The organism is Herpetosiphon sp. (assembly GCF_003512625.1).
GTDB lineage: Bacteria > Chloroflexota > Chloroflexia > Chloroflexales > Herpetosiphonaceae > Herpetosiphon > Herpetosiphon aurantiacus.
In genome coordinates this window covers 1-21,345 of record NZ_DOPT01000019.1, presented here as the reverse complement: position 1 = coordinate 21,345, position 21,345 = coordinate 1, and the positions used below count along the sequence as shown (strand labels likewise).

The 21,345-nt window shown below is 48.0% G+C and carries 20 protein-coding genes; 8 read left to right on the top strand and 12 right to left on the bottom strand.

What is annotated here, in order from left to right; translation table 11 throughout:
- Nucleotides 1-79 precede the first annotated feature (79 nt).
- From DEF47_RS04275 to cas2, 5 genes are read left to right on the top strand one after another with little or no spacing between them, the layout of a single operon-like run.
- Nucleotides 80-1,522 (top strand): hypothetical protein, encoded by a 1,443-nt coding sequence (locus DEF47_RS04275; protein ID WP_012190020.1) that lies wholly within the window; start codon nucleotides 80-82, stop codon nucleotides 1,520-1,522.
- 11 nt (nucleotides 1,523-1,533) lie between these two features.
- Nucleotides 1,534-2,895, top strand: a complete 1,362-nt coding sequence (locus tag DEF47_RS04270) for a hypothetical protein (RefSeq protein ID WP_012190021.1) — start codon at nucleotides 1,534-1,536, stop codon at nucleotides 2,893-2,895.
- Nucleotides 2,896-2,918: 23 nt separating this feature from the next.
- A complete protein-coding gene (cas6, locus tag DEF47_RS04265) occupies nucleotides 2,919-3,728 on the top strand; it encodes a CRISPR system precrRNA processing endoribonuclease RAMP protein Cas6 (RefSeq protein ID WP_012190022.1) in 810 nt (269 codons plus the stop codon).
- Nucleotides 3,729-3,740: 12 nt separating this feature from the next.
- Nucleotides 3,741-4,760: a CRISPR-associated endonuclease Cas1 gene (gene cas1 / locus DEF47_RS04260; RefSeq protein ID WP_012190023.1), complete on the top strand. Its 1,020-nt coding sequence runs from the start codon at nucleotides 3,741-3,743 to the stop codon at nucleotides 4,758-4,760.
- A gap of 8 nt (nucleotides 4,761-4,768) precedes the next feature.
- Nucleotides 4,769-5,050, top strand: a complete 282-nt coding sequence (gene cas2 / locus DEF47_RS04255) for a CRISPR-associated endonuclease Cas2 (protein WP_012190024.1) — start codon at nucleotides 4,769-4,771, stop codon at nucleotides 5,048-5,050.
- Nucleotides 5,051-5,812: 762 nt separating this feature from the next.
- On the opposite strand, the gene DEF47_RS04250 is transcribed toward cas2, so the two are convergent.
- The 7 genes from DEF47_RS04250 to DEF47_RS04220 form a co-directional block, all read right to left on the bottom strand.
- The gene (locus DEF47_RS04250; RefSeq protein WP_012190025.1) at nucleotides 5,813-7,057 is read right to left on the bottom strand and encodes an IS110 family RNA-guided transposase; all 1,245 of its coding nucleotides are present in this window, start codon (nucleotides 7,055-7,057) and stop codon (nucleotides 5,813-5,815) included.
- A 147-nt stretch (nucleotides 7,058-7,204) separates the two neighbouring features.
- A complete protein-coding gene (locus DEF47_RS04245) occupies nucleotides 7,205-7,450 on the bottom strand; it encodes a type IIL restriction-modification enzyme MmeI (protein WP_287044983.1) in 246 nt (81 codons plus the stop codon).
- 122 nt (nucleotides 7,451-7,572) lie between these two features.
- Nucleotides 7,573-7,854 (bottom strand): hypothetical protein, encoded by a 282-nt coding sequence (locus DEF47_RS04240; protein ID WP_287044982.1) that lies wholly within the window; start codon nucleotides 7,852-7,854, stop codon nucleotides 7,573-7,575.
- Between the two features lie 342 nt (nucleotides 7,855-8,196).
- Complete coding sequence (locus tag DEF47_RS04235; protein WP_012190027.1) at nucleotides 8,197-9,201, bottom strand: alpha/beta hydrolase family protein; 1,005 nt, start codon at nucleotides 9,199-9,201, stop codon at nucleotides 8,197-8,199.
- 65 nt (nucleotides 9,202-9,266) lie between these two features.
- Nucleotides 9,267-9,980 carry a hypothetical protein gene (locus tag DEF47_RS04230; RefSeq protein ID WP_012190028.1) on the bottom strand — a complete coding sequence of 238 codons (714 nt, stop codon included), beginning with the start codon at nucleotides 9,978-9,980 and terminating at the stop codon, nucleotides 9,267-9,269.
- Nucleotides 9,981-10,007: 27 nt separating this feature from the next.
- Nucleotides 10,008-10,448, bottom strand: a complete 441-nt coding sequence (locus DEF47_RS04225) for a VOC family protein (RefSeq protein ID WP_041304477.1) — start codon at nucleotides 10,446-10,448, stop codon at nucleotides 10,008-10,010.
- Nucleotides 10,449-10,874: 426 nt separating this feature from the next.
- Nucleotides 10,875-11,519 (bottom strand): hypothetical protein, encoded by a 645-nt coding sequence (locus DEF47_RS04220; RefSeq protein WP_012190030.1) that lies wholly within the window; start codon nucleotides 11,517-11,519, stop codon nucleotides 10,875-10,877.
- 423 nt (nucleotides 11,520-11,942) lie between these two features.
- Between DEF47_RS04220 and DEF47_RS04215 the strand changes: the two genes are divergently transcribed.
- A complete protein-coding gene (locus DEF47_RS04215) occupies nucleotides 11,943-13,913 on the top strand; it encodes a DUF262 domain-containing protein (protein WP_012190031.1) in 1,971 nt (656 codons plus the stop codon).
- Nucleotides 13,914-14,056: 143 nt separating this feature from the next.
- Here DEF47_RS04215 and DEF47_RS04210 read toward each other — a convergent pair whose 3' ends face one another.
- Together DEF47_RS04210 and DEF47_RS04205 are read right to left on the bottom strand one after the other, a co-directional pair.
- Nucleotides 14,057-14,566, bottom strand: a complete 510-nt coding sequence (locus DEF47_RS04210) for a DinB family protein (protein WP_287044981.1) — start codon at nucleotides 14,564-14,566, stop codon at nucleotides 14,057-14,059.
- 222 nt (nucleotides 14,567-14,788) lie between these two features.
- Nucleotides 14,789-15,478: an NADPH-dependent F420 reductase gene (locus DEF47_RS04205; RefSeq protein WP_012190033.1), complete on the bottom strand. Its 690-nt coding sequence runs from the start codon at nucleotides 15,476-15,478 to the stop codon at nucleotides 14,789-14,791.
- 212 nt (nucleotides 15,479-15,690) lie between these two features.
- Here DEF47_RS04205 and DEF47_RS04200 point away from each other — a divergent pair, with 212 nt between their 5' ends.
- A complete protein-coding gene (locus tag DEF47_RS04200) occupies nucleotides 15,691-18,405 on the top strand; it encodes a chitinase C-terminal domain-containing protein (protein WP_012190034.1) in 2,715 nt (904 codons plus the stop codon).
- A gap of 140 nt (nucleotides 18,406-18,545) precedes the next feature.
- Here DEF47_RS04200 and DEF47_RS04195 read toward each other — a convergent pair whose 3' ends face one another.
- Both DEF47_RS04195 and DEF47_RS04190 read right to left on the bottom strand, forming a co-directional pair.
- Nucleotides 18,546-20,075, bottom strand: coding sequence for an anti-sigma factor family protein (locus tag DEF47_RS04195; RefSeq protein WP_012190035.1), 1,530 nt, complete (start codon nucleotides 20,073-20,075; stop codon nucleotides 18,546-18,548).
- Nucleotides 20,062-20,595, bottom strand: coding sequence for an RNA polymerase sigma factor (locus DEF47_RS04190; protein WP_012190036.1), 534 nt, complete (start codon nucleotides 20,593-20,595; stop codon nucleotides 20,062-20,064). The genes DEF47_RS04195 and DEF47_RS04190 overlap by 14 nt, the downstream gene beginning before the upstream one ends.
- Before the next feature lie 185 nt (nucleotides 20,596-20,780).
- Here DEF47_RS04190 and DEF47_RS04185 point away from each other — a divergent pair, with 185 nt between their 5' ends.
- On the top strand, nucleotides 20,781-21,239 hold the full coding sequence (locus DEF47_RS04185; protein WP_012190037.1) for a redoxin domain-containing protein: 459 nt from the start codon (nucleotides 20,781-20,783) through the stop codon (nucleotides 21,237-21,239).
- Here the strand turns inward: DEF47_RS04185 and DEF47_RS04180 are convergent.
- Nucleotides 21,222-21,345 (bottom strand): AraC family transcriptional regulator (locus DEF47_RS04180; RefSeq protein ID WP_353845041.1); only part of this gene is annotated, 124 nt, incomplete at its 5' end. The genes DEF47_RS04185 and DEF47_RS04180 overlap by 18 nt on opposite strands.

Here is a 21,345-nt window from a genome sequence, read left to right as displayed (position 1 = left end):
CCCGCTTGCGGGATGAGGGGGCGAGGGGGTGAGGGCATGAAGTTAAGTTGAGGCAACAAACCATATTTAGGAGCTTCCCATGCAACGAATTGCATTTTGTAATGTCGGTAATAGCGATGTCGCAGTCCAAGGGGCGATTATTCGGCCATCGCGACCAGCTGGCGAACACCATTGGCAAACCTATAGCGAACATCAATTTAGCGCACCAATTATCGATGCCTTTGCTCGCTATTTTCAGCATCGTCAGCTTATGATTGACCGATTAATCATGTTCGACACTGATCAAGCCGATACACCTGCCAGTAGCGTGAAAGATCGCAATAACGTTAGTTTGCGCGATAAAGATACATGTTGGTTTGGCATGATTTTAGAGCGTTATATTCAAGAACATTGGAGCCATGTGATTCGCATGGTCGAGCGCCGCACAATTTACGATGTTAACCCAAGTTTATACGATGATGCGATGCAAGCATTTGGCCAACAATTAGCGAATATCAAGCATCAACCTGAAACTGAGTATTATGTTTTAGCCGCTGGCGGAACCCAAGCGTTCAATAATGCGCTCCAATTCAAGGCCATTGCACGTTTTCGCGAAGCCTGCTTTGTGCTCTATAAATCTGAACATGATCAATGGCCTTATTCGCTGAATATTCGTAAACAATTGCTCAATTCATTCAATATTTCAACTCCGATTCAATTAATTCAGCAGCATAATTTTCTTGGGGCAATTACCTTGCTCGAAGGCTCAGTTGAGCCAGGGATTATCGGATTGTTGCGCTATGCTAAATATCGCGAGGATTTCGATTTTGATTCGGCTCAGCAAATTTTAGCTCAAATTCAATTTGATGTTGATGGTTCATTGCGCGATCTGGTGCGTTCAATTCAACATACTGCATATCAAATCAATCAAGCTGACTTGAAATTTCTCTTGGTTGAGCTTTATTATAATGCCCAAATTGCTTATACCAATGGCCGTTATGCCGATTTCCTGGGGCGTATGTTTCGCTTCCAAGAAACAGTCTTGCGCTATTTGGTTGAAACAACCTTCAAGCTTTCAACTGATTATAGTAAAGCGCACAAAGCTGAGAATCTTGCCAAATTTAATCAATTGTTGGTCGATGATCCAACACTGCACGCATATCTTGAGCAAGCAACGCTGGGTGATCAAAAGCTCGATTATCAACATTTTTCGGTGCCAGTTTTGATCGCCATGCTCAATTTTGCCAGTGAAAAAGCTGGACAACGCTATCTCAGCAAACAGCAAGCAGGCCTGTGCATCGGCATCCTCAAAAATCTCCATAAAATTACCAATCTAGCTCAAATGCGCAACCAGAGCATCATTGCCCATGGCTTTCAAGGTGTTTCCAAGGAAAAAATTAACGAGGCAATGCAACTCAAACTAGAGCAAACTCCTTTGGATATACTACGCGATATATTGAGCAAAATGCAGCTAGATTTATCTGAATCGCCGTTTCAGCAAATTCAAACGACGTTAACTCAAAAATTGTATAGCTTGATTTAGGAGTGAATAGTATGAGCAGATTATTGATTTGTAATATTGGCAATCGTGATATTTTATTGCCAATGGAATTGCTGCCAGTAGAATTACATAAAGCCAGCCATCGCGATAAAATTAAGTATATTCGCACTAATAAACCCAAGATCGGCTCTAGTCTTCAAATTACGATGATCAAAAAAGTTATTGATTATCTTGAATCTGATTCGATTGATTGGATTCTTTTATTCGGAACTCAACAAGCTAACCCAAACTATCAGCCGACCGATACCTTTGAAGCTGCCGAACTGATGCGCGAATTATTGATCGAACGCTGGAATTTTCGGCCTGAACGGGTTTTGGCGCATGCTGTGCCAGTTAATCCAACTCGCCAAAACGAGCTTATTCGCTTTTATGAAGCCCAATTAACCCAGTATGATAGCCAAATTCAGCCAAGCCAGGTTTTTTTGGAGGTCACTGGCGGCACACCAGCCATGTCGAATGCGCTGCAACTAGCTGGCACTGAAATGTTTCAGGCCCGCGCAATTGCCTTGTATGTTACACCTGATAGTATGTTGCCAGAACGCTTATCGATTGGGCGGCGGATTTTGGGCGGCCCTTTGCGCAAGCTGATTCAGGCCAATCTAACCACGTTTCAATATCATGCAGCGCTGGATAGTTGGCATTTGTATAGGCCTTATTTTACCGATTTGCAGAGCGAAAGTAGTGCCAAAATAATTGAGGGGATGTTGGCTCATGCGGCTGCCCGGGTCAATCTCGATGTACCCCGGGCAATTTTGGCAATTCGTGATTTGGTAGGTTTGGCCGATGGGTTGTATGATGTGATGATTCACGAATTGTACAATGCGCTGACCCCGCTATCGCATGAAAATGCCTTGGCCGAGGTTTTAGCACTGGCCGAAATTCGCTTGCAAAGCAATAATTATGCCGATTTCCTGACCCAATTAGTACGTTATGTCGAGAACAGTTTACGCTTGGTTTGCCTATACTTGAATGTACCATTTATTAATTGGCAGGGCAAAGCAGACCCACATGGAGCCAGAGTTGATGACAATTGGCTCAAACAACAACGAATTGGAACTATTAAAATAGGTCAGTCGGGTTTACAACGCTTGCTGAGTATGTATGCACCGAACGATCCACAAGTTCAGTTAGTTTTGAAATTCGCCAAAACTTGCCAGCCATTAATTGAATTACGCAACGAAATTACCCATAGTTTGGGTGGCGTTTCGCAAACCCAAATTGAGCAAGCATTTGGCGATTCAGCGAGCGGAATATTGAGCTATATTCACCATAATTATCAACAACTAACCCAGCGATCGCTCAACCACAACCCATATCACACGATCAACCAATGGATTAATCAATTATTGCAATAATAGTTAGGATGAGGGATTTTCAGATGCCAATGGCGTTAATGCTCCAAATTCGACCGCTTAGCAATGCAACGGTTCAGCCTAGTTTGGCTCGGGCAGCGCATGCAGCAATCTTGAATATCATTCGCGAGGCTAACCCTGATTTAGCCCAACAGGTACACGATGAAGTTGGCGCGAAGCCGCTGACCGTCTCGAATGTGCTGGGCATGCATACGCAGGGCAACCAAGCTACAGTGCAAACCAGTGAAGATTATGGTTTGCGCATAAGTTTGTTGACTCCAGCTTTAGAGCAGCTGGCCCAAACTTGGCAACCAGAGCAACTAGGATTCTTGAATCTTGATGGCAGCTCATGGCGAGTTGAGGCGATTTTGCGCCATGAGCACGAACACCCTTGGGTTGGGCAGCGTAGTTATAGCGAATTGCTTGCGCCGAGCATGGCCCAAGATTCGATTGCTCATCGCTGGACATTCCAATTTCACTCGCCAGTAACCTTTCGTCAACGGGGCTTGAATCAGCCGATGCCAACCCCCGATTTGGTATTTGGCAGTTTGCTGGATAAATGGAATGCGGTTGCGCCGCTGACCTTTCCCGATGAATTTAAGCGCTTTGCCAGCGAATGCATGGCGACCAGTTATTTTGAATTACGCTCACAGCGAGAGCCAACCAAAAACCAAGCCATTCAAATTGGCGCGGTTGGCCATTGCACCTACACCGCAACCTCGCGTGATCGCTATTGGTGTTCGTGTATTGACACCTTGGCGCGGTTTGCTTTTTGGAGCGGAGTTGGAGCCGGAACGACGCGCGGTTTAGGCCGTGCCCGCTTAATTGAACGCTAAGGAGTGGGAATTATGGCAACGCTTTATGTTCTCGAACAAGGTGCAGAAATTCGCTGTGACGGTGAACGGCTAGCAATTTGGCAAACTGATCAAGAGCTGGGCAATGTGCCAATGGCCAAACTTGAAGATATTGTAGTGATGGGCAATATTGGGTTTAGCACGCCTGCGATCAAGCGCCTGTTGGATCAACAGATCGAAGTAACATTTTTGACGATTCACGGGCGCTACCATGGGCGCTTGATTGGCGAAGCGACCGCCCATGTGGCCTTGCGTCGCAACCAATATCGCCGAGCAGATGATGAGGTTTGGGCTTTGGCGATGGCTCAAGCCTGTGTTAGCGGCAAATTACGCAATTGCCGTGCTGTATTGCAACGCTTCGCCCGCAACCGCCAACAGGTCGAAAAAGAGGTTTTGGAATCGATTGAAGCCTTAGACCATTTTATTGATCGGGTTGATCGCACCACCAAAATCAGCTCATTGGTTGGGGTTGAAGGTAGTGGCTCGGCAGCCTATTTTGGTGGTTTACGCGGCCTCTTTGATAGCGAATGGATGTTCAATAATCGTAATCGCCGCCCACCAACCGACCCAGTTAATGTATTATTATCGTTGGGCTATACCCTTTTGGTGCATAAAACCCTTGGCGCAGTTCAGGCGGTAGGGTTCGATCCTTATCAAGGATTTTTACATCAACTCGATTACAATCGACCATCGTTAGTGCTTGATTTGATCGAAGAATTTCGGCCAATTTTGGTTGATGCTTTGGTGATTCGCTGCTGTAATGATGGCAGGCTGACGGCCAATGATTTCAGCCCGAGCGACGATCCCAAGCACCCGATTTTACTCAGCAATGAGGGCAAAAAACGCTTTGTAGTGGCCTTTGAAGAACGCATGCGCACCGAAGTAACCCATCCCGATGGCGCAGACGGACGGCCTGGCAAAGTCAGTTATTGGCGTTGTATCGAGCTTCAAGCCCGCTTATTGGCCCGCGCAATCCAGACTGGCACAAGCTATCAAGCTTGGACAACCCGTTAGGAGCGCGTATGTTGTACTTGATCTCCTACGATATTGCGGTTGATAAACGGCGCACGAAAATTGCCAAAATTCTTGAAGGCTTTGGTCAGCGAGTGCAATATAGCGTTTTTGAATGCGACTTGACCGCCAAGCAATATACCAAATTGCGCGGCAAATTGCATAAAGTGCTGCGGCCAGAAGATGGCGATAATTTGCGAACATATCGGATTTGTGCTGCCTGTGCCCCAAATACCGAAATTGTGGGCAATGGGCCAGCGCTCGAAACCAGCGTTACGATTTACATTTTTTGAATTTCGGCATTGCAAAGCGCTAAATCGATGGTTATTCACAATTTAACTTTTTCAACATGCCGCGCGATCCCATTCTGAAGGGCAGAAAGCGACTTATCCACATGGAAATTTACTTAAAAAGTGGGTTAAAACTGCCCAAAAAAATCGGACCGCGCAAACCGCGCGTTTTAGCGCCTTGCAAAGCCATGAAAAGTAGGGTATATTCAAATAACCAAAATCCTCGGAAGGGGATTAAAACGTTTCATATTTCAAACAGATTAAATGCCCATTCAATTCAATTCAAATAACCAAAATCCTCGGAAGGGGATTAAAACGAGTAAATATGACAAGGATGCTGAAGATGCCTAGATTCATTCAAATAACCAAAATCCTCGGAAGGGGATTAAAACTGAGGCTTTATGGCTCCATCCCATCCCATCCTTCGGGCATTCAAATAACCAAAATCCTCGGAAGTATCGTATAAACATGTCAAGTGGCGCGGATGAAGCCGCACGATCATGACCGCAGCGCTGCTGTGGTTTTTTTGTCGGTTCTGATGGATTGCCGATCAAGAGACAGGGTGCAGGACTGGTCAATTGCGCGTGGACCATCCATGGTTGTGCATGGCGAGGTCAGTGCCTCAGCATCGAATACGGTCTCAGCACACGCGATCGGGCAGGGCGGTGTGTCATACTTCAGGAACGGTGTCACGCACCAAAGGGATTATCGACATCACGCCGATCCTGCTGGCTTGTCCAATCGGCAATCACCCACTGCGGCGCATCATCGCCCCAACGCCTGATACGGCTGCTGGCTCATCGCCATCGCAAAGAGGATGCGGTTGGCCTTGTTGGCCGCATGAATCAGGGCAACGGTTATCGGTTTTCCGCGTGCACGTGCGGCTTGCAAGCATGCCCGGACTGGGGGACAATGCCGACCCAAGCTGGCTCCAATACGGATCAGGGCTTGCCGGAGCGGAACCCGCCCCGCTAAAGAGGAACGGCCAATCCGCGCCGTTGTGCCACTGGCATAGATGCTCGGCTCCAGCCCTGCCAGTGACCAGAGCGCCTTGGCTGAGCGGATGGCGTGGATGTCGCCGACCGCAGCGGCATAGCGAGCTGCCAGGACGGGACTCATGCCGGGAATGGAACAGAGCACGGCAGCCCACGATGCGGTGACCAGTGTTTCAGCCTCGGCATGCAGGGCTGCAAGCTGGGCGGCATGGAGGCAATACTGCTGCATGAGGGTGCTGAGCCGGGATGCAAGGGATCGCGTTTGGTCGGGTGGTAAGACAACCTGTGCTGCCAGAATCGCTGCAAGCTGCTGGGCACGCATCGGCCCACAGCGCACGTCGAGTGCTTTCAAGCGGGCTTGGATCGCAGCAACGGACAGCGAACGCCACGCATGAGGATCGGGATAGTGGAGCAGGATGGCTTGAATGCTCTGACGCGTCCATGGGCGCGAGGAGACCAGTGGTTTACAGGCGGCGGTGCGCCGCGCAACCAAGCCGGGCCAGAGCAGATCGGTGAGGCGTTGAAGCGCATGGGCAAGCTGGGCCATGGCGGCGGTGGTCGCGGCCTCTTGGGCGGCCCAGGTACGAAAATGGGTCTGCTGGGGGGAGGGTGGTGACCACGGACGGCCATGACCATCACGGACGGCAGCAGCAATAGCATAGCAGTCACGGGCATCGGTTTTGCGTTGGCGACCTGCCGTGAGCACCGCGCGGGCTTGGTGGACGGCGGTGGTATGGACGAGGAGGCAGGTGACGGTGGACGGAAGGGCTGCGGTCAGGGCATGCAGCCAGGGGAGATGATAGATACCAGTTGGTTCCATGGCGAGCGCGATGGGGCGCGTCTGGGCGAGCGTCGTGAGGGTGTCGATGACCTCCTGCAATGCCGTGGCATCGGTAGTAATGGAATGGGGTGGAATGAGCGGCGTGAGATCAGCGGTGAAGACGGCAAACCAATGGGTATGTTTGGCAATGTCGAGGGTTGCTAGGACAGTCGGTGGGTTGCTAGGATTGGGCATATGATCCTCCCAAGGGTCATGGACAAATCAATGCGGCAATAGGGGTGAACAACTCCATTGTCGCATGCATGATTGCATGATTTGTTTATACCAGGGGATTAAAACATTCCCACTGGAGGTTTTCAGCACTCCAATTCATCTCAGTATTCAAATAACCAAAATCCTCGGAAGGGGATTAAAACTCCGGCAGAAACACAGCCTAATATCTTCAGCAAATAAACAGAATAATAATCGGGTTAGAAAATGGGCAATTTCTTGTGGTGCAGCATGTTTTTCATAACGGGTAATAAGTTGGGCTAATCGAGCAAATTTTGCAGCAACTTCTTCGGTAACCCGCTCAGGCGTGATTGGAGAGCGAAAGGTATTAGGAGCATAAAAAATACTTCGAATCATACCAAGGCCATTCTTGGTTAATGTTTCATCGAGCGTGTGCGTTGTTACTTTTTTGACGGTGTTGGTACAGTTTGTATGAATAACGAGACTGTCAAGATCTGAGACGATCAGGAGTGGAGGATTCAACAGCGCTTCCCGATACTGGAGGAGTCGATCATACGCACGCTTAAGATTTCCATGCTTGCCTTTATATTCAATGGCAAAATAGCCTTTTTTCCAAACATCGGCCCAGCCTTTTCCTCCATTGAGTTTTGGAATCCCCGCTTCAAAGGTGTAATTGGATCTTCTTCAAGCGGGGTTTTAGCACCCACCAAGGAGCAGAGATCAGTAAAGTGTTCATAAAAGGCACGCCGTTCGTTGACCTGAATACCCCGCCATTTTCGAACAACCTCAAGAGGTTGCATAGCGGCCTCACATCCAGTATGCTGGAACGATAAGAATATGATGCCCATCATAGAATTACAGATAATTAATGATCAGATGCAACGTTCCCCTTAAGACTCGACAGATATCACCTTCCTAGAATAAGCAAAATCCCCTAACACTCAATAGCTATCACGAATATTCTATAGCTACATCCATTAGTATTAATCTGATAGGTATTTAATCTCATCATGCCCAAGGCAACCATAACCCCCGAAGCCTCGCTCATTGGTTAGCACCATCCTAAAATACTAAGTGCATGTGAGAATTTCCCGCGTGCACTTGTTTCCAGTGATTATCAATCTCTGTTTAGCGAAGAGGATTCAGCGGAGATGCCGCTCAAAGAAGTTCAGTGCCAATGTACTCGCTTGCTGCTGAATCGCTTTCCGCTCAACTCCTGGTGCATCAAGACATAGTTCTGGGATCAGACGACACCCGGCTTCGGTACATTCAGCCAAGAACACATAATGCCCAACCAGCCCTTCGAGCAACGTTAATGCCGCATCCTCGATGTGCATAGCGTACCGTTGCGCATTAACAGCGGGCGGTGTATTTGTATCTGCTTCGCCAGCGATGATCATAACGGGAATAGCCACCGCCGCCAATCCATCAGGCTTGAATGCTTCGCCAAGCGCTGGTGCCAAGACAAAACCAGCGCGAACGCGCTCATCGCGATACGATTGACGATGTTCATCGTGTCCCGCAAACACTTCAAGCTGCCGAGCCACGGCATCCGCGTCAGGAAATTCGGGGGGAGCAATTGAGGCCAAGGGCCGACCCGCATTGGTATAGGCAGCTACGAGCGAACTTAAGTCGAGCAGAGCACCACCAAGCGCCAAAACAGTGTAGCCACCAAGTGAAAATCCTGCTGCCCCGATCCGTGCTTGGTCGATAGCTGGACCGAAGTTTGGGTCATCGAGCAGACAATCAAGGACAGCGCTCAGGTCGCGCGGACGTTCCCAAACCCGTGTAAAGCCTTCAACTATATAGGTTTCAAGGCCTGTATTCCCGTGGTGATTGACACCAGCAACGATGTAGCCATGAGCCGCCAGCACGCGAGCGAGCCACCCAAACTGCATGGCAATCCCACCCGTTCCATGAGATAGCAAGATAAGAGGAAATTGACCTTCTAGCATCGGGGCATCGGGTGCTGCATCACCAGCATTAAAGAGCGGATTATCTGGTGGGCCGATCACCATAGGCATCTGCGGTACAGCCGGATCACACGGATACCAGACATGGGTCAACAGCGGACGATCACTACCCAAGCGCCAATCTACGCGGGTGTTATCACGATACGACAATGCCCGCCAGCCAACGTTATACACTCTATCCTTCCTTTCGTGGGAGATCTAGCTTGTTGCATTAACGCATCGAATGCAAGGAGCCAACGTCACGGATACAAATCAAACCATTCCAGAATACGAGCCAGCAACCGACTTTCGTCATCATGCTGGCTATTTGCAAACGCTGTGGTCATCCACTCACGGCGAGTAGGGTCAAGCACCCAACTAATCGCTGTTGCATCACTATTTGGCCATCCATAGCCCTGTAAGCGGTTTTGGTCAATAATCGTGGCCATATGCCGATCAAGAAGGTCGGCATATCGCTCTAATCCGATTAGCGTCTGTAACTGTGTATCCCAGCTCATGAGCAATGGGTGGAGATCAAGTCCTGTTTGGGCAATGGCACACAACAGCTCATCCACTGATTCATCCAAGCTATTCAGGGAATCTTGCCAGAGCGTCCAAAGATAGGTTTGAATAAGCTGGTGTTCTGGTTCTGGCCAAGTACGCCACTCAGCGAGCCGCAGTTTACCAAACAGCATACTGCGATCGAAGAAGCTTGACCTATCAGCGCACAGTTCTAAACATCGTGGTAAGATCGCCCGAAATTGGTCTTCATCGCCCCACGTATTAAGCGCCTTCAAACTATAGCGCCAAAGATCATTCTCGGTTAATTGGCGAAGCGGTTTCGAACGCAAACGCTGGTAGTCATCGGCAGACACACAACATGGGCAGCCAGTCGGATGATCAGGAATCGTGTAGCCACGAAAACATTGATATAATCGCTCAATAATGTTAGTCATCGTTGCTGAGTGCAGCATTCATTTCCACTCAACTAACCCTACGGCTCACGTGAGCTGCTGAGCAAGCCCAAGAATAATGCCTTCGGGGCAGCGAATAAAACAGAGCCGATAGAAATTCTCATACTGGGCAATTTCACCGATAATTTCAGCACCATGTGGGCGCAGGCGGGACAGAACAGCATCAAGATCATCAACGGCAAACATAATCCGTCGGATACCCAACGCATTCGAAGGGGCATTGTTTGGTGTAACATTTACCGCTGCTGGAGTATGAAATTGCGTTAGCTCAACCCGCCCGTGACCATCTGGAGTGCGCAAGGTTGCGATTTCACATTGTACATTCTCAAGCCCAACAACCTGATCCACCCACAGTCCAGCCAGTGGCATCTCACCCTCAAGTTCCATCCCAAGTTCGAGAAAGAAAGCCTTTGCTGACACAAGATCGTTAACCACAATCAGGACATTATCCATCCGTTTGAGCGCCATATTCATTCCTTCCTACGACAACTATAATCGGAACTACTAGGCAATTGCTGCTCAATCGCTGTATTTGCTTGGCATGTTTAGAAACTAAAACCACAAACGACCCGCTAGGGGTCGCTTGTGGGAGAGAAGAGAGAGGAGAAGGTTTGAATGCAGTATACCAGAGAATTCGGGTTAGTGATATTAGAATGCTATTAACGTTGGTTAATTTTTAGCAAACTAGCGGCACGATCATTTGCTTGCGCTATGGCTCCAATGCATATGGTTGGGCAGCAGTTAAACAGATTTTATTTAATGAAGCCAACAGTTGTCATATGGAGATGATTGCTGGCTTCATTAAATCAGCATTTACGTTTTAGTTGGATACCATAGCGACTAATTACGAACTCGTTATTCCTGAGGTGAATCGCTAGCTCGACTCAGGCCTACTTATTGCAAGGCAAAGTGGCGGGCATCTTCATTATCCGACTGGTCACGGTTGATCACTAGCAAGGGATTAGGATCATCAGTCGCAACCAAGATCGGAAAATAGACTTCAAGCTGATCGCCTTTAGCGACCGGGGTATCAAACCGTGGTTCGAAACAACATGGTAGGCCTTGCTGATCCTTCACTGGCTGATATTCACCATTGGTCAGAACGAGCAGCGCAATCATCGAACCATCAAAAACAACTGGTTCTGTACGAACATTCCCATGGGTTATCTCTGCACGAACCAACCCAACTTCGTACCCAGCTGGTAGTCCTGCATACGCTGGATCAATCGTGGCAATCGTTGCCAAAGCTTGCTCACCGCGCACAAAATCAATAATTTTGAACGATAAAGAAACATCGGTGCCAGCCATGATCAGCCTTTCACCTTTTATTACAGGTTCTTTGGCTGAGGCAAATTCAAACGAGGACTCATACTCATCATCAGCATCAAGGTAAATAACCGTTACCTCAACCATTGTCTCAGTTGACGCTGGCCGATCAGTGGGCGTGGAGGCATTGGTTGACAACGGGCCAGTTTGATTGCCACATGCCGCCAGCAAGCCCCCAACCAGCAAGCCAACAAATAGTTTTCGAACTCGCATAACTCCACCTTTCTATCACTATTGCTGGCGATACGTAGTGTTGTGATTAGAAGTTACGGGTGGAGTTATGACGTGATCAAGAGATTTGGTCTAGTAAGTTTTTATGGGGGTTATAAATACTCACAGCACAGGCTGATAGTTATAGAGAAATTTCTATTTGATTCCCTTTACTTGCTTGACCAATATGATAGGATCTGAATCATCAACTATCTAAAATTTCAATTACCATAATGTAGTATGCCAAAAGGTCTGGTTAGTGGTATACATAATATTGATTGATATATAATTTTATAACCAATACCCTTTATCCTGTTAGATTTATTTAATCACATCCAGATTTAGATTTGGAGAGAATCAGGTTTAATATTGATATCTCCAATTTAGCTTATTTTACTCTTAGTCCTGCTTGTTATGGAGTAATGTATGAAGGCTTCAGAAACCAAATTCCAGCCAATCATCGAGGGTACCAAACAATATGTTGTTCCATTATTTCAACGTGCATATAGTTGGGATAGACGTGAATGGGATATTCTTTGGGAAGATATTACTGATCTATGTGAAAACGAAGAACCAAAAAGTCACTTTATTGGATCTATTGTAACAATGCCAACACCCTCAGTACCTGAAGGTGTTGGTAAATATCTATTAATTGATGGACAACAACGACTAACTACAATTTTTATTCTGCTTTGTTTGTTACGAGATAAAGCTATTGACATAGGTAATGAAGAGTTGGGTAATGAGATTCAACAAACAATGTTAGTAAATCCCTTTAAAAAGGGAAATGATTATTTCAAACTGCTACCAACACAGGTTGATCGATTAGCATTTCAATCGCTGATTACAAAACAATCCTTTTCTGGTGATAGTCAAATTGGTAAGTGCTATAAATTCTTTGAACGAAAAATTGATTCATCAAATATTCTAGAAGTAAATAAAGTATTAACAAGTAGATTTTCAGTTGTAAGTATATTATTAGATTATGATGATAATCCTCACCTCGTTTTCGAAAGTCTTAACGCGAAAGGAAGACAACTAACACAATCTGATCTCATTAGAAATTATTTTTTTATGAGAATTCATATTAACGATCAGGAAGATATTTATAACAGATTCTGGAATCCGATGCAAAGTAATCTCAAAGATAATCTCACTGAATGTATCAGACATTATATGATGAGAAATGGAGTTATTGTAAAACAAGGTGATGTTTATTTTACATTAAAAGAACGTGTTGAAAAAGGAGATGCATTAAAATCTTTAGAACAAATTGCTGTATTTGCAGATTATTACCAAAAACTGATCAATCCATCCATTGAACCAAATATTACTGTAAGGAATGCATTATTCAGAATAAATCGACTAGAGATTACTACATCTTATCCATTTTTATTAAGCTGCTACCATGATTATGCTAATAAAGATCTTTCCCCCAATGATTTTACTGAGGTTCTTCATATTATTGAGAATTATATTCTACGAAGATTTATCTGTAACTATTCAACAAATCAATACAATAAACTCTTTCCATTTTTATATGATTGGGCAAAATCAAACAATCCATCTAATTTTATTCAAGGCCTACGTGAGGTTCTTCAAGAGCGAGGATATCCTAATGATGCATTGTTCAAGTCACACCTGATTGAATCAAAGCTCTATGGTAAGGGAGAGCGATTAGTCAAAACCAAATTGATTTTAGAAACTTTGGAATCGCATTTTCATCATAAAGAACAAACATCATTTGAAACCCTATCAATTGAGCATATTCTCCCTCAAACATTAACTGAATGGTGGAAACAACATCTTGGAGAAGACTGGCAAGCTGATTATGAACTGGCTGTTCATACCCTTGGAAACTTAACACTCACAGCATATAATTCGGAGCTTTCTAATGATACCTTTCCAAAAAAACAGATGTACTTTCAACAAAGTCATATAGAATTGAATAAATATTTTCAGAATATTGAATTTTGGAATAGAGATGCAATTGAGACGCGGGCCTCTATCCTTGCGGACATTGCCTTGCTCTGCTGGCCATACTTTGGAAGCAATAAGCCTGTAACATTCGCCACCAGTGCCAATGATGTAACGGGTAAAACGCCTCAAACACTTATTTTCCTTGGTAGTCGGATTCCAGTTGATTCTTGGAGGCAGGTGATGCTTAAAACTCTCAATACCATTGCAGACATTGAGCCAGATATGTTTGAGGTCATAACCCGAGAATATTCTCGATTTATTAGCTCTGATAGCACAAGATTTAAGAGAAAGTCAGAGCTTGACAATGGTCTTTTTGTTGATGTTAATCTGCGTTCACGAGATATATATCGTTTATGCCAACAAATTATCATAACTATCGGATTGTCCCATGAGAATTGGGGAGTAGAAACAAATTAAAAATAGTAACATCCTATCATTTCTATAACGACATTTATTGTGACAAGGGAGGGTCGTACCTATAAGTTTACAGGTACGACCCTCCTTTATTCTAAGGACTATTGAAACAAATTCATATCATTGACCATATTAAATAACAGTACTCACAAATCGTTGTCAATAGCCTGAGCAATCCAATCAGCGCCTGCAATGCCCTGCTGGCCCAGCGCTAAACTCAATTGGGCGGCATGCTCTTGCACATGGCGCATGCTATAGAGCTGAAGTTCAAAAAAACTTGGTTGCATCCATTCAAAAATACAGCGCTCTTGGGCCTTTGCATCGGTCAAACCCATAATCGTTGCCTTGCAGCGCTGGCGACAATCGTGTAGATAGGCCAGCACTTGCGCTTTGCTATACGGCTGATCTGGCAAACTACCACGAACAAATGGCGCTGGTGGCTTAAACCCCTCACTCGAACCAGTCAAAAAGAGATCCAGCCAGAACAAGCTGTGATAGGCCACAAACCAGAAATGCCCATAACGCGGATCATCAGGATCTTCCCATAAAACGCTCGTCCAGAGCTGGTCGGGGCAACGAACAATCGGGTCTTCAAGCATGGCAATTGCCGCCCCAAATTGCTGCCAAACACTCGTCTTCCAGATGCTCTCCATCATGCGCCTCCTGTAAAAAACAGTCGTGACCGCAGTGTAGCAATCAGGATGCGGGCTGTCTAGCAAATCTTAGCCATCACACAATCAACGCTTATAGCCACATTTATAGCGGTAGATTGGCCCTAAAACCACAAATGACTCGATTGTACGAGCCATTTGCGGGCGGGCAAACTGCATATTTCAGAACATATGTTTTATATTCGATGATATTTGCTGATCATGCGGTTACTCGAAAAAGGCTCGCACTTGTTCATTGGCAGCAAAGCGATATTCTGCAATCCGCGTTTGGTCGGCGGCAGCAAGAGCTGCCTGCAAGCGCGGCACGTCGAGGTCGGCAATATACGCCGGGGTTCCTGGCTGCTGCCGCCACGAATCGGCCAAACTCCCAGCATCGACTGGATCAAACCCAAGTTCATCGACTAGTCCCAGCACTGTTGCTCGCGCTGCTGGAGAATCGCCAGCAACCGAAAGCGCAATTCGATCTGAGGCCGCTTTTGGGCGACCTTTTTCACGCAGGCTTTGGGCAGTAATATTGTTAAAAGCCTTAACCACTGGACGGCCTAAATGCTCAGCAACCCAGACACTCTCAATTTGCCCATCCTCGATAGCAGCGATTTGTCCATCACGCACAGGATAATAATTGCCAGTATCGACAACCACCACAGTTTCTGAGACTCCAGCAAAGAGATCCTTGGGCAAATCCAGCACTGCTCGCTGGGGAATCGTAATAATGACGACTTCGCCACTACGGGCTGCCTCAGCAACCGTAACGGCCTGAAAACCACCTGCTTCGGCCAACTCACGAATACTTTCCGGCCCGCGTGAATTGGCAATCACCACTTGGTGACCACGTGCGGTCAGCTGTGCTGCAAGAGTTCCGCCAATCTGACCAGCCCCAATAATTCCGATCTTCATACAGCTCCTCATAGCTGCGCAACCACTCAACGGCGGCGCAATCTAGTTACAAAAAAAGCATACCACGCATCAATTGCCTGTGCCGATTATCACATTACTTTTAACAAATACTTGACAAATTCATTAAATTTCTATAAAATCTTTATAATTTCAATGAAATAAGTAAGGTTCAAGTCCATAGGCCAAGAAGTGACAATCAATGGAGGAATGTCATGAATGTTGCGTACCGAAGGACGGCCAAGCTCCGAGGAGCATTTTCGCTAACGATCACCCTCGCGCTCCTGGCGGGCATGTTGCTAACACGCGGCACACCAACGCAAGCGGCAGGCAATGCAGACTGTCGGCCTGATGGGATGGCTCCAACCGCTGGAGTCGATACGCCCTACTGTGCAATCTACGATACTGCTGGCCGCGAGAAAATGGGCAGCGATCATCCCCGTCGGATCATCGGTTATTTTCCCAGTTGGCGTACTGGCACCAATGGACAGCCAGCCTACCTCGTCAACAACATTCCTTGGAATAAAATCACCCACATCAACTACGCTTTTGCCCACATTCAAAATAGCCGCATCTCAGTGGGCAGCAACACCGCCACCAATCCCTCAATTGGCATGACTTGGCCAGGTGTAGCGGGCGCTGAAATGGACCCAGCCCTACCTTATAAAGGCCACTTCAACCTTTTGACCCAATACAAACGCCAAAATCCTAATGTCAAAACCTTGATTTCGGTTGGGGGTTGGGCGGAAACTGGTGGCTATTTTGGCGATAACGGCGATCGGATTAGCGATGGCGGCTTTTTCAGCCTAACCGTTAATGCCGACAATAGCGTCAATACAGCTGGCATCAATACCTTTGCCGATTCAGTTGTCGGCTTCTTGCGCAGCTACAATTTCAATGGGGTCGATATCGATTATGAATATCCAACCTCAATGAAAGACGCAGGCCATCCACTCGATTGGGTATATGCTAACCCTCGCCGCGCTAGCCTGATGAAAGGCTATGTGGTGTTGATGAAAACCCTGCGCGAGAAACTTGATGTTGCAGGGGCCGCCGATGGCAAATATTACATGCTCACAATTGCCTCGCCCTCATCAGGCTACTTGCTGCGCGGCATGGAAACCTATCAAGTAACTCAATATCTCGATTATGTCAATGTTATGTCATATGACTTACATGGCGCTTGGAATGAGTATGTTGGGCCAAATGCTGCGCTCTATGATGATGGCACAGACGCTGAATTAGCGGCGGCTGGGGTCTACACCACCGCGCAATATGGTGGGATTGGCTATCTCAACACCGACTGGTCGTATCACTACTTCCGTGGCAGCATGCCCGCTGGCCGGATCAACATCGGCGTGCCGTACTACACCCGTGGCTTTAAAAATGTCACCGGTGGTACAAATGGTTTGTGGGGCAAAGCAGTTGGCTCAAATTGTCCAATTGGCTTGACCAAGTGTGGCGATGGTGCACGTGGCATCGACAATATTTGGCACGATATTGAAAATGGCCAAGAAGTCGGGGCTGGCGCAAACCCAATGTGGCACGCCAAAAACCTCGAACAAGGCCTTGCTGGCAGTTATATCAGTCAATTTGGCTTGAATCCAGCCACCGACCCCGAAGATCGCTTAACTGGTACGTATGTCCGCCATTACAGCAGTTCACTGGTTGCTCCATGGCTTTGGAATAGCCAAAAACGCGTGTTTATCTCAACTGAAGATGAGCAATCGTTGGGAGCCAAAGCTGATTATGTGGTCAACAAAGGCTTAGGCGGGATTATGTTCTGGGAGCTTTCGGGCGACTACGACTGGCACGCCGACCGCAACAATGGCCAAGGCGAATATTTCATGGGCGATACCATGACCAGTTTGCTCTACGACAAGTTCCGTAATGCCCCAGCCTATGGAGCCAATAAATCAAACCGTACATTGCCCAGCAACTTACTCGATATCAAGGTTGATTTCACCAACTGGCCAATTGGCGATAACAATTATCCAATCAGCCCCAAAATGGTGATTACCAACAACTCAAATGTGACCATCCCAGGTGGGGCAACCTTTGAATTCGATTATGGTACGTCAGCGCCCAACAATGCCAAGGATCAATCGGGCTTCGGATTTACCGTCACCAGCAGCGGCCACACTGGCAATAACGTCGGTGGCTTGCGTGGCGATTTCAACCATATTCAATTCAAATTCCCGGGCTGGCAAAGCTTAGCTCCTGGCGCAAGCGTAACGATAGATTTCGTCTACTACTTGCCAATGAGCACTCCATCCAACTGGACGGTCAACTTTGGCGGCACGACCTATGGCTTGGTTAGCGATTACCCACGCGGCAACGTGGTCGTTCCAACGCCAACCGTGGGCAACCCAACCAATACTGCGGTTCCGCCAACCAACACGCCACGACCAACCAACACTCCGGTTGGCCCAACCTCGACCCCAACCCGCACGCCGATCGCGACTGCCACCAACACGCCTGCGCCAAGTGCCACCCCAACCCAACCAGGCACGTGTACTGCGCCAGCGTGGGAAAGCAACAAAATCTACGTTCGTGGTGATGTTGTTTCATACAACAACCATCATTGGTTTGCTCAATGGTGGACACAAAATGAAACACCTGGTAATGCCCAAGTTTGGCTTGATCAAGGCCTTTGTGGCGGTGGCAACCCAACCAACACACCAGTGGTTCCAGCAACCAGCACACCACGGCCAACCAACACACCAGTGGTTCCACCGACCAATACGCCAGTTCAACCAAGCGCAACGCCAACCAATACGACTGGAGTGCAACCATGGGCAGCCTATGTTAGCTATGCTGCTGGCGCAAAAGTCAGCTATAACGGCGTAACCTACACCTGTCTGCAACCACATACCTCATTGCCAGGCTGGGAGCCAAGCAATGTTCCAGCGCTCTGGCGAGCCAACTAAGTTTCGCCATTGTTCAACCACTCCCCACCTGCGATCTAGGCCATCGCAAGTGGGGAGTGGCTTTTTAGCATCAAAAAAACCACTCCCGCGCTAGGCCTTCGCGAGAGTGGTTTGCTGCTGTGTCAAACGATAGCGTTAATCTAGTTTGGCCGAATCGTTGGAGTTGCCGTCGAATGGCTTGGCGGCGGAACGAAAGGCGTACTGGTTGGCGTTGAAGTGCCTGGCCATGGAGTCGCCGTCGAATTACTTGGCGGTGGAGTCCGCGTTGGCAACGGCGTAACCGTCGTTATATGTGGTGTGCGGGTTGGCAACGGCGTTGGTGTTGAATGGCTTGGCGGTGGTGTTGCACACACCGGATTATTGCATGGGCTTGGCGTTGCTGGTGGTGGAATAGTTGGTTCCACCGGATTACATGGGTAGCCATTTGGCACACAGGTTGGGGTTGGTGGCAACGCCGTTGGCAATGGTTCGCCCGTTGGTGGTGGCGTTGGGCACCCAACCGTGCCACATGGGAATGGCGTTGCAGTTGGCTCAAATGGCGGTAGCGTTGGCTTTGGCGTTTCGCATACCGTGCTATTGCATGGATTTGGCGTGCGCGTTGGTGGTGGCGTTGGGCACACAACCGCATTACATGGCCGTGGCGTGTTGGTTGGCACTGATGGCTGGGTTGGCACTGGGGTTGGGTATGGCGCTACCACGGTTGGCTCTGGAATAAGCGGCGTAGCCGTTGGCCAAGTTGGGTTACATGGATTAGTCGTGCTTGGCACACAGGTTGGCACAGCCGTTGGTGGCCCTTGGGTTGGCACGCGGGTTGGTGGCACGCTTGGTCCACAATTGCCAGTGCTATTTGGCACACAGGTTGGCACAGCCGTTGGTGGCCCTTGGGTTGGCACGCGGGTTGGTGGTACACTTGGTCCACAATTGCCAGTGCTATTTGGCACACAGGTTGGCGGCACTTGGGTTGGCACGCGGGTTGGCGGCACGCTTGGCCCACATGGATTGGTTGTGCTTGGCACACAGGTTGGTCGTGGGGTTGCCGTAATACTTGGATTACAAGGATTGTTGGCTGATCCTGGTTCACAGGTTGGTCGTGGGGTTGGCGGTACACTTGGATCACACGCATTGGTTGTGCTTGGCACACAGGTTGGCGGCACTTGGGTCGCCACACGGGTTGGCGGCACACTCGGATCACAATTATTAGTCGAACCTGGAATACAGGTTGGCCGTGGGGTTGGTGGCACACTCGGATCGCACGGATTGGTCGTGCTTGGTTCACACGTTGGGCGCACGGTGGCCGCCTGAGTTGGCTGAGGTGTCCGCGTAGTTAATGCCGCTACTTCGCCATTATTGCCTGTCTCGACGGGCTTGACCGCCCAAACTCCTCCGGCAACCAACAGCAGCAGGCCCAAGGCAAAAGACCACATAACCATGGTTTTTGATCGAATCATCGTGGTTACTCCAAGTTTGGCACGGATAGACCGCACCTGTTCGGTCGTAAGTTGCAGCGTGGCGATTGGCAACTGTTCCAACAACTGACTGGTTGTTTGTTGCCGCAGCAACACCTGACGACAAGTAGCACATTCAGCAACGTGAGTATTCACCAATTGCCATTCATCCTCAGTCAGATGTTGCCAATCGCTGAGGAGCGGCTGAAGATCATGACACTTCATGGCCACGTTCCTCCTCGTATAAATTCCGAAAACGATCACGGGCCCGTGATAATCGTTTGCGGACTGCGCCTAATTCTTCACCATTTAATTTGGCGACTTCGGCTGGGCTACAACCAGCGTAGTGCACCATCAACAGAACTTCAGCATCTTGCGGCTTGAGTTTGGCTAAGCAGCCACGAATTGCTTGGGTTGTTTCGACATGCTGATCAAAATTGTTGGTTTCTGGTTGCCAGCTGCGCATAAACCAACTCCAACGCCGCTGCCGACGCAGATGATCTAATGCAAGGTTGCTGGCGATCCGAAAGAGCCAAGCTTGGGGAATAGCAGGCAAGAGCGTTGGGTCAAGCACCTTCATCGCGCGGAGGAAGGTTTCTTGTACCAAATCGGCTGCTTGTTCCGGCTGCCCCACAATTCGCGTCAGGTAGCGAAACATGGCATCGTGATGGTCATCAAACCATTGGCTAATTACTTGCGTAACTGCCGTCTCACGTTCAGTTGTATGTACATATGGAATAATCATAGGCTGCTTGCCCCGGCCGTAGCATGCTGTCTGCAATTAATGACGAACAGCCTGCCCAAAAGTGGACAGGCTTGATCAAAATTGACTAAAATCACCATCGGTATCGTTTTCGCAAACTTTTTCGTAAGGTTGAAGCCCTAGATTGACGCTAGCAAGCGATTATAGTACTGAGGTCATAGCCCCGAATGAGTGACTTGAAGTTGTTTACCCATGATTATCGGCCAACCTTGTGGCATAAATTGAACCAAACCCAGCCAATTGTAGCGATTTTCTTTCGAAATTTAGCCTGCACGATGTGCCAAGGAATGCTGCGTGTCCTCGAAGGCTACCAAGAGCAATTTCGCCAATTTCAGGCTCAGCCAGTAGTTTTAGCCAAAACCAACCCCGCCAGTTTGGCAGGCTTTATTCAACATTTCCGCCCACAATATCCCATGCTCAGCGACCCATCAGGCGATGTTTTTCGCGCTTATAGCAACGCCAGCGAACAACTTGAATTTCAAGGCGGGATTTTGGTCTTACCACCACGCTCAATCACCGCTGTCTTTCGATTTGTGCCCCAAGGTCTTGAGCAGCAAGTACCAATCAACGAGCTTTTGGAATGCATCAAGACCCTGAATTACTATCGTTCAAGTATCACGGCCTAGCAAATGGCGATATTGGCGAGGGGTCAGACCCGTAATCAGCCGAAATTGGCGTGAAAAAGCACTATGATCAGCATAGCCACAGGTGGCCGCAATCGCTGCAATCGAG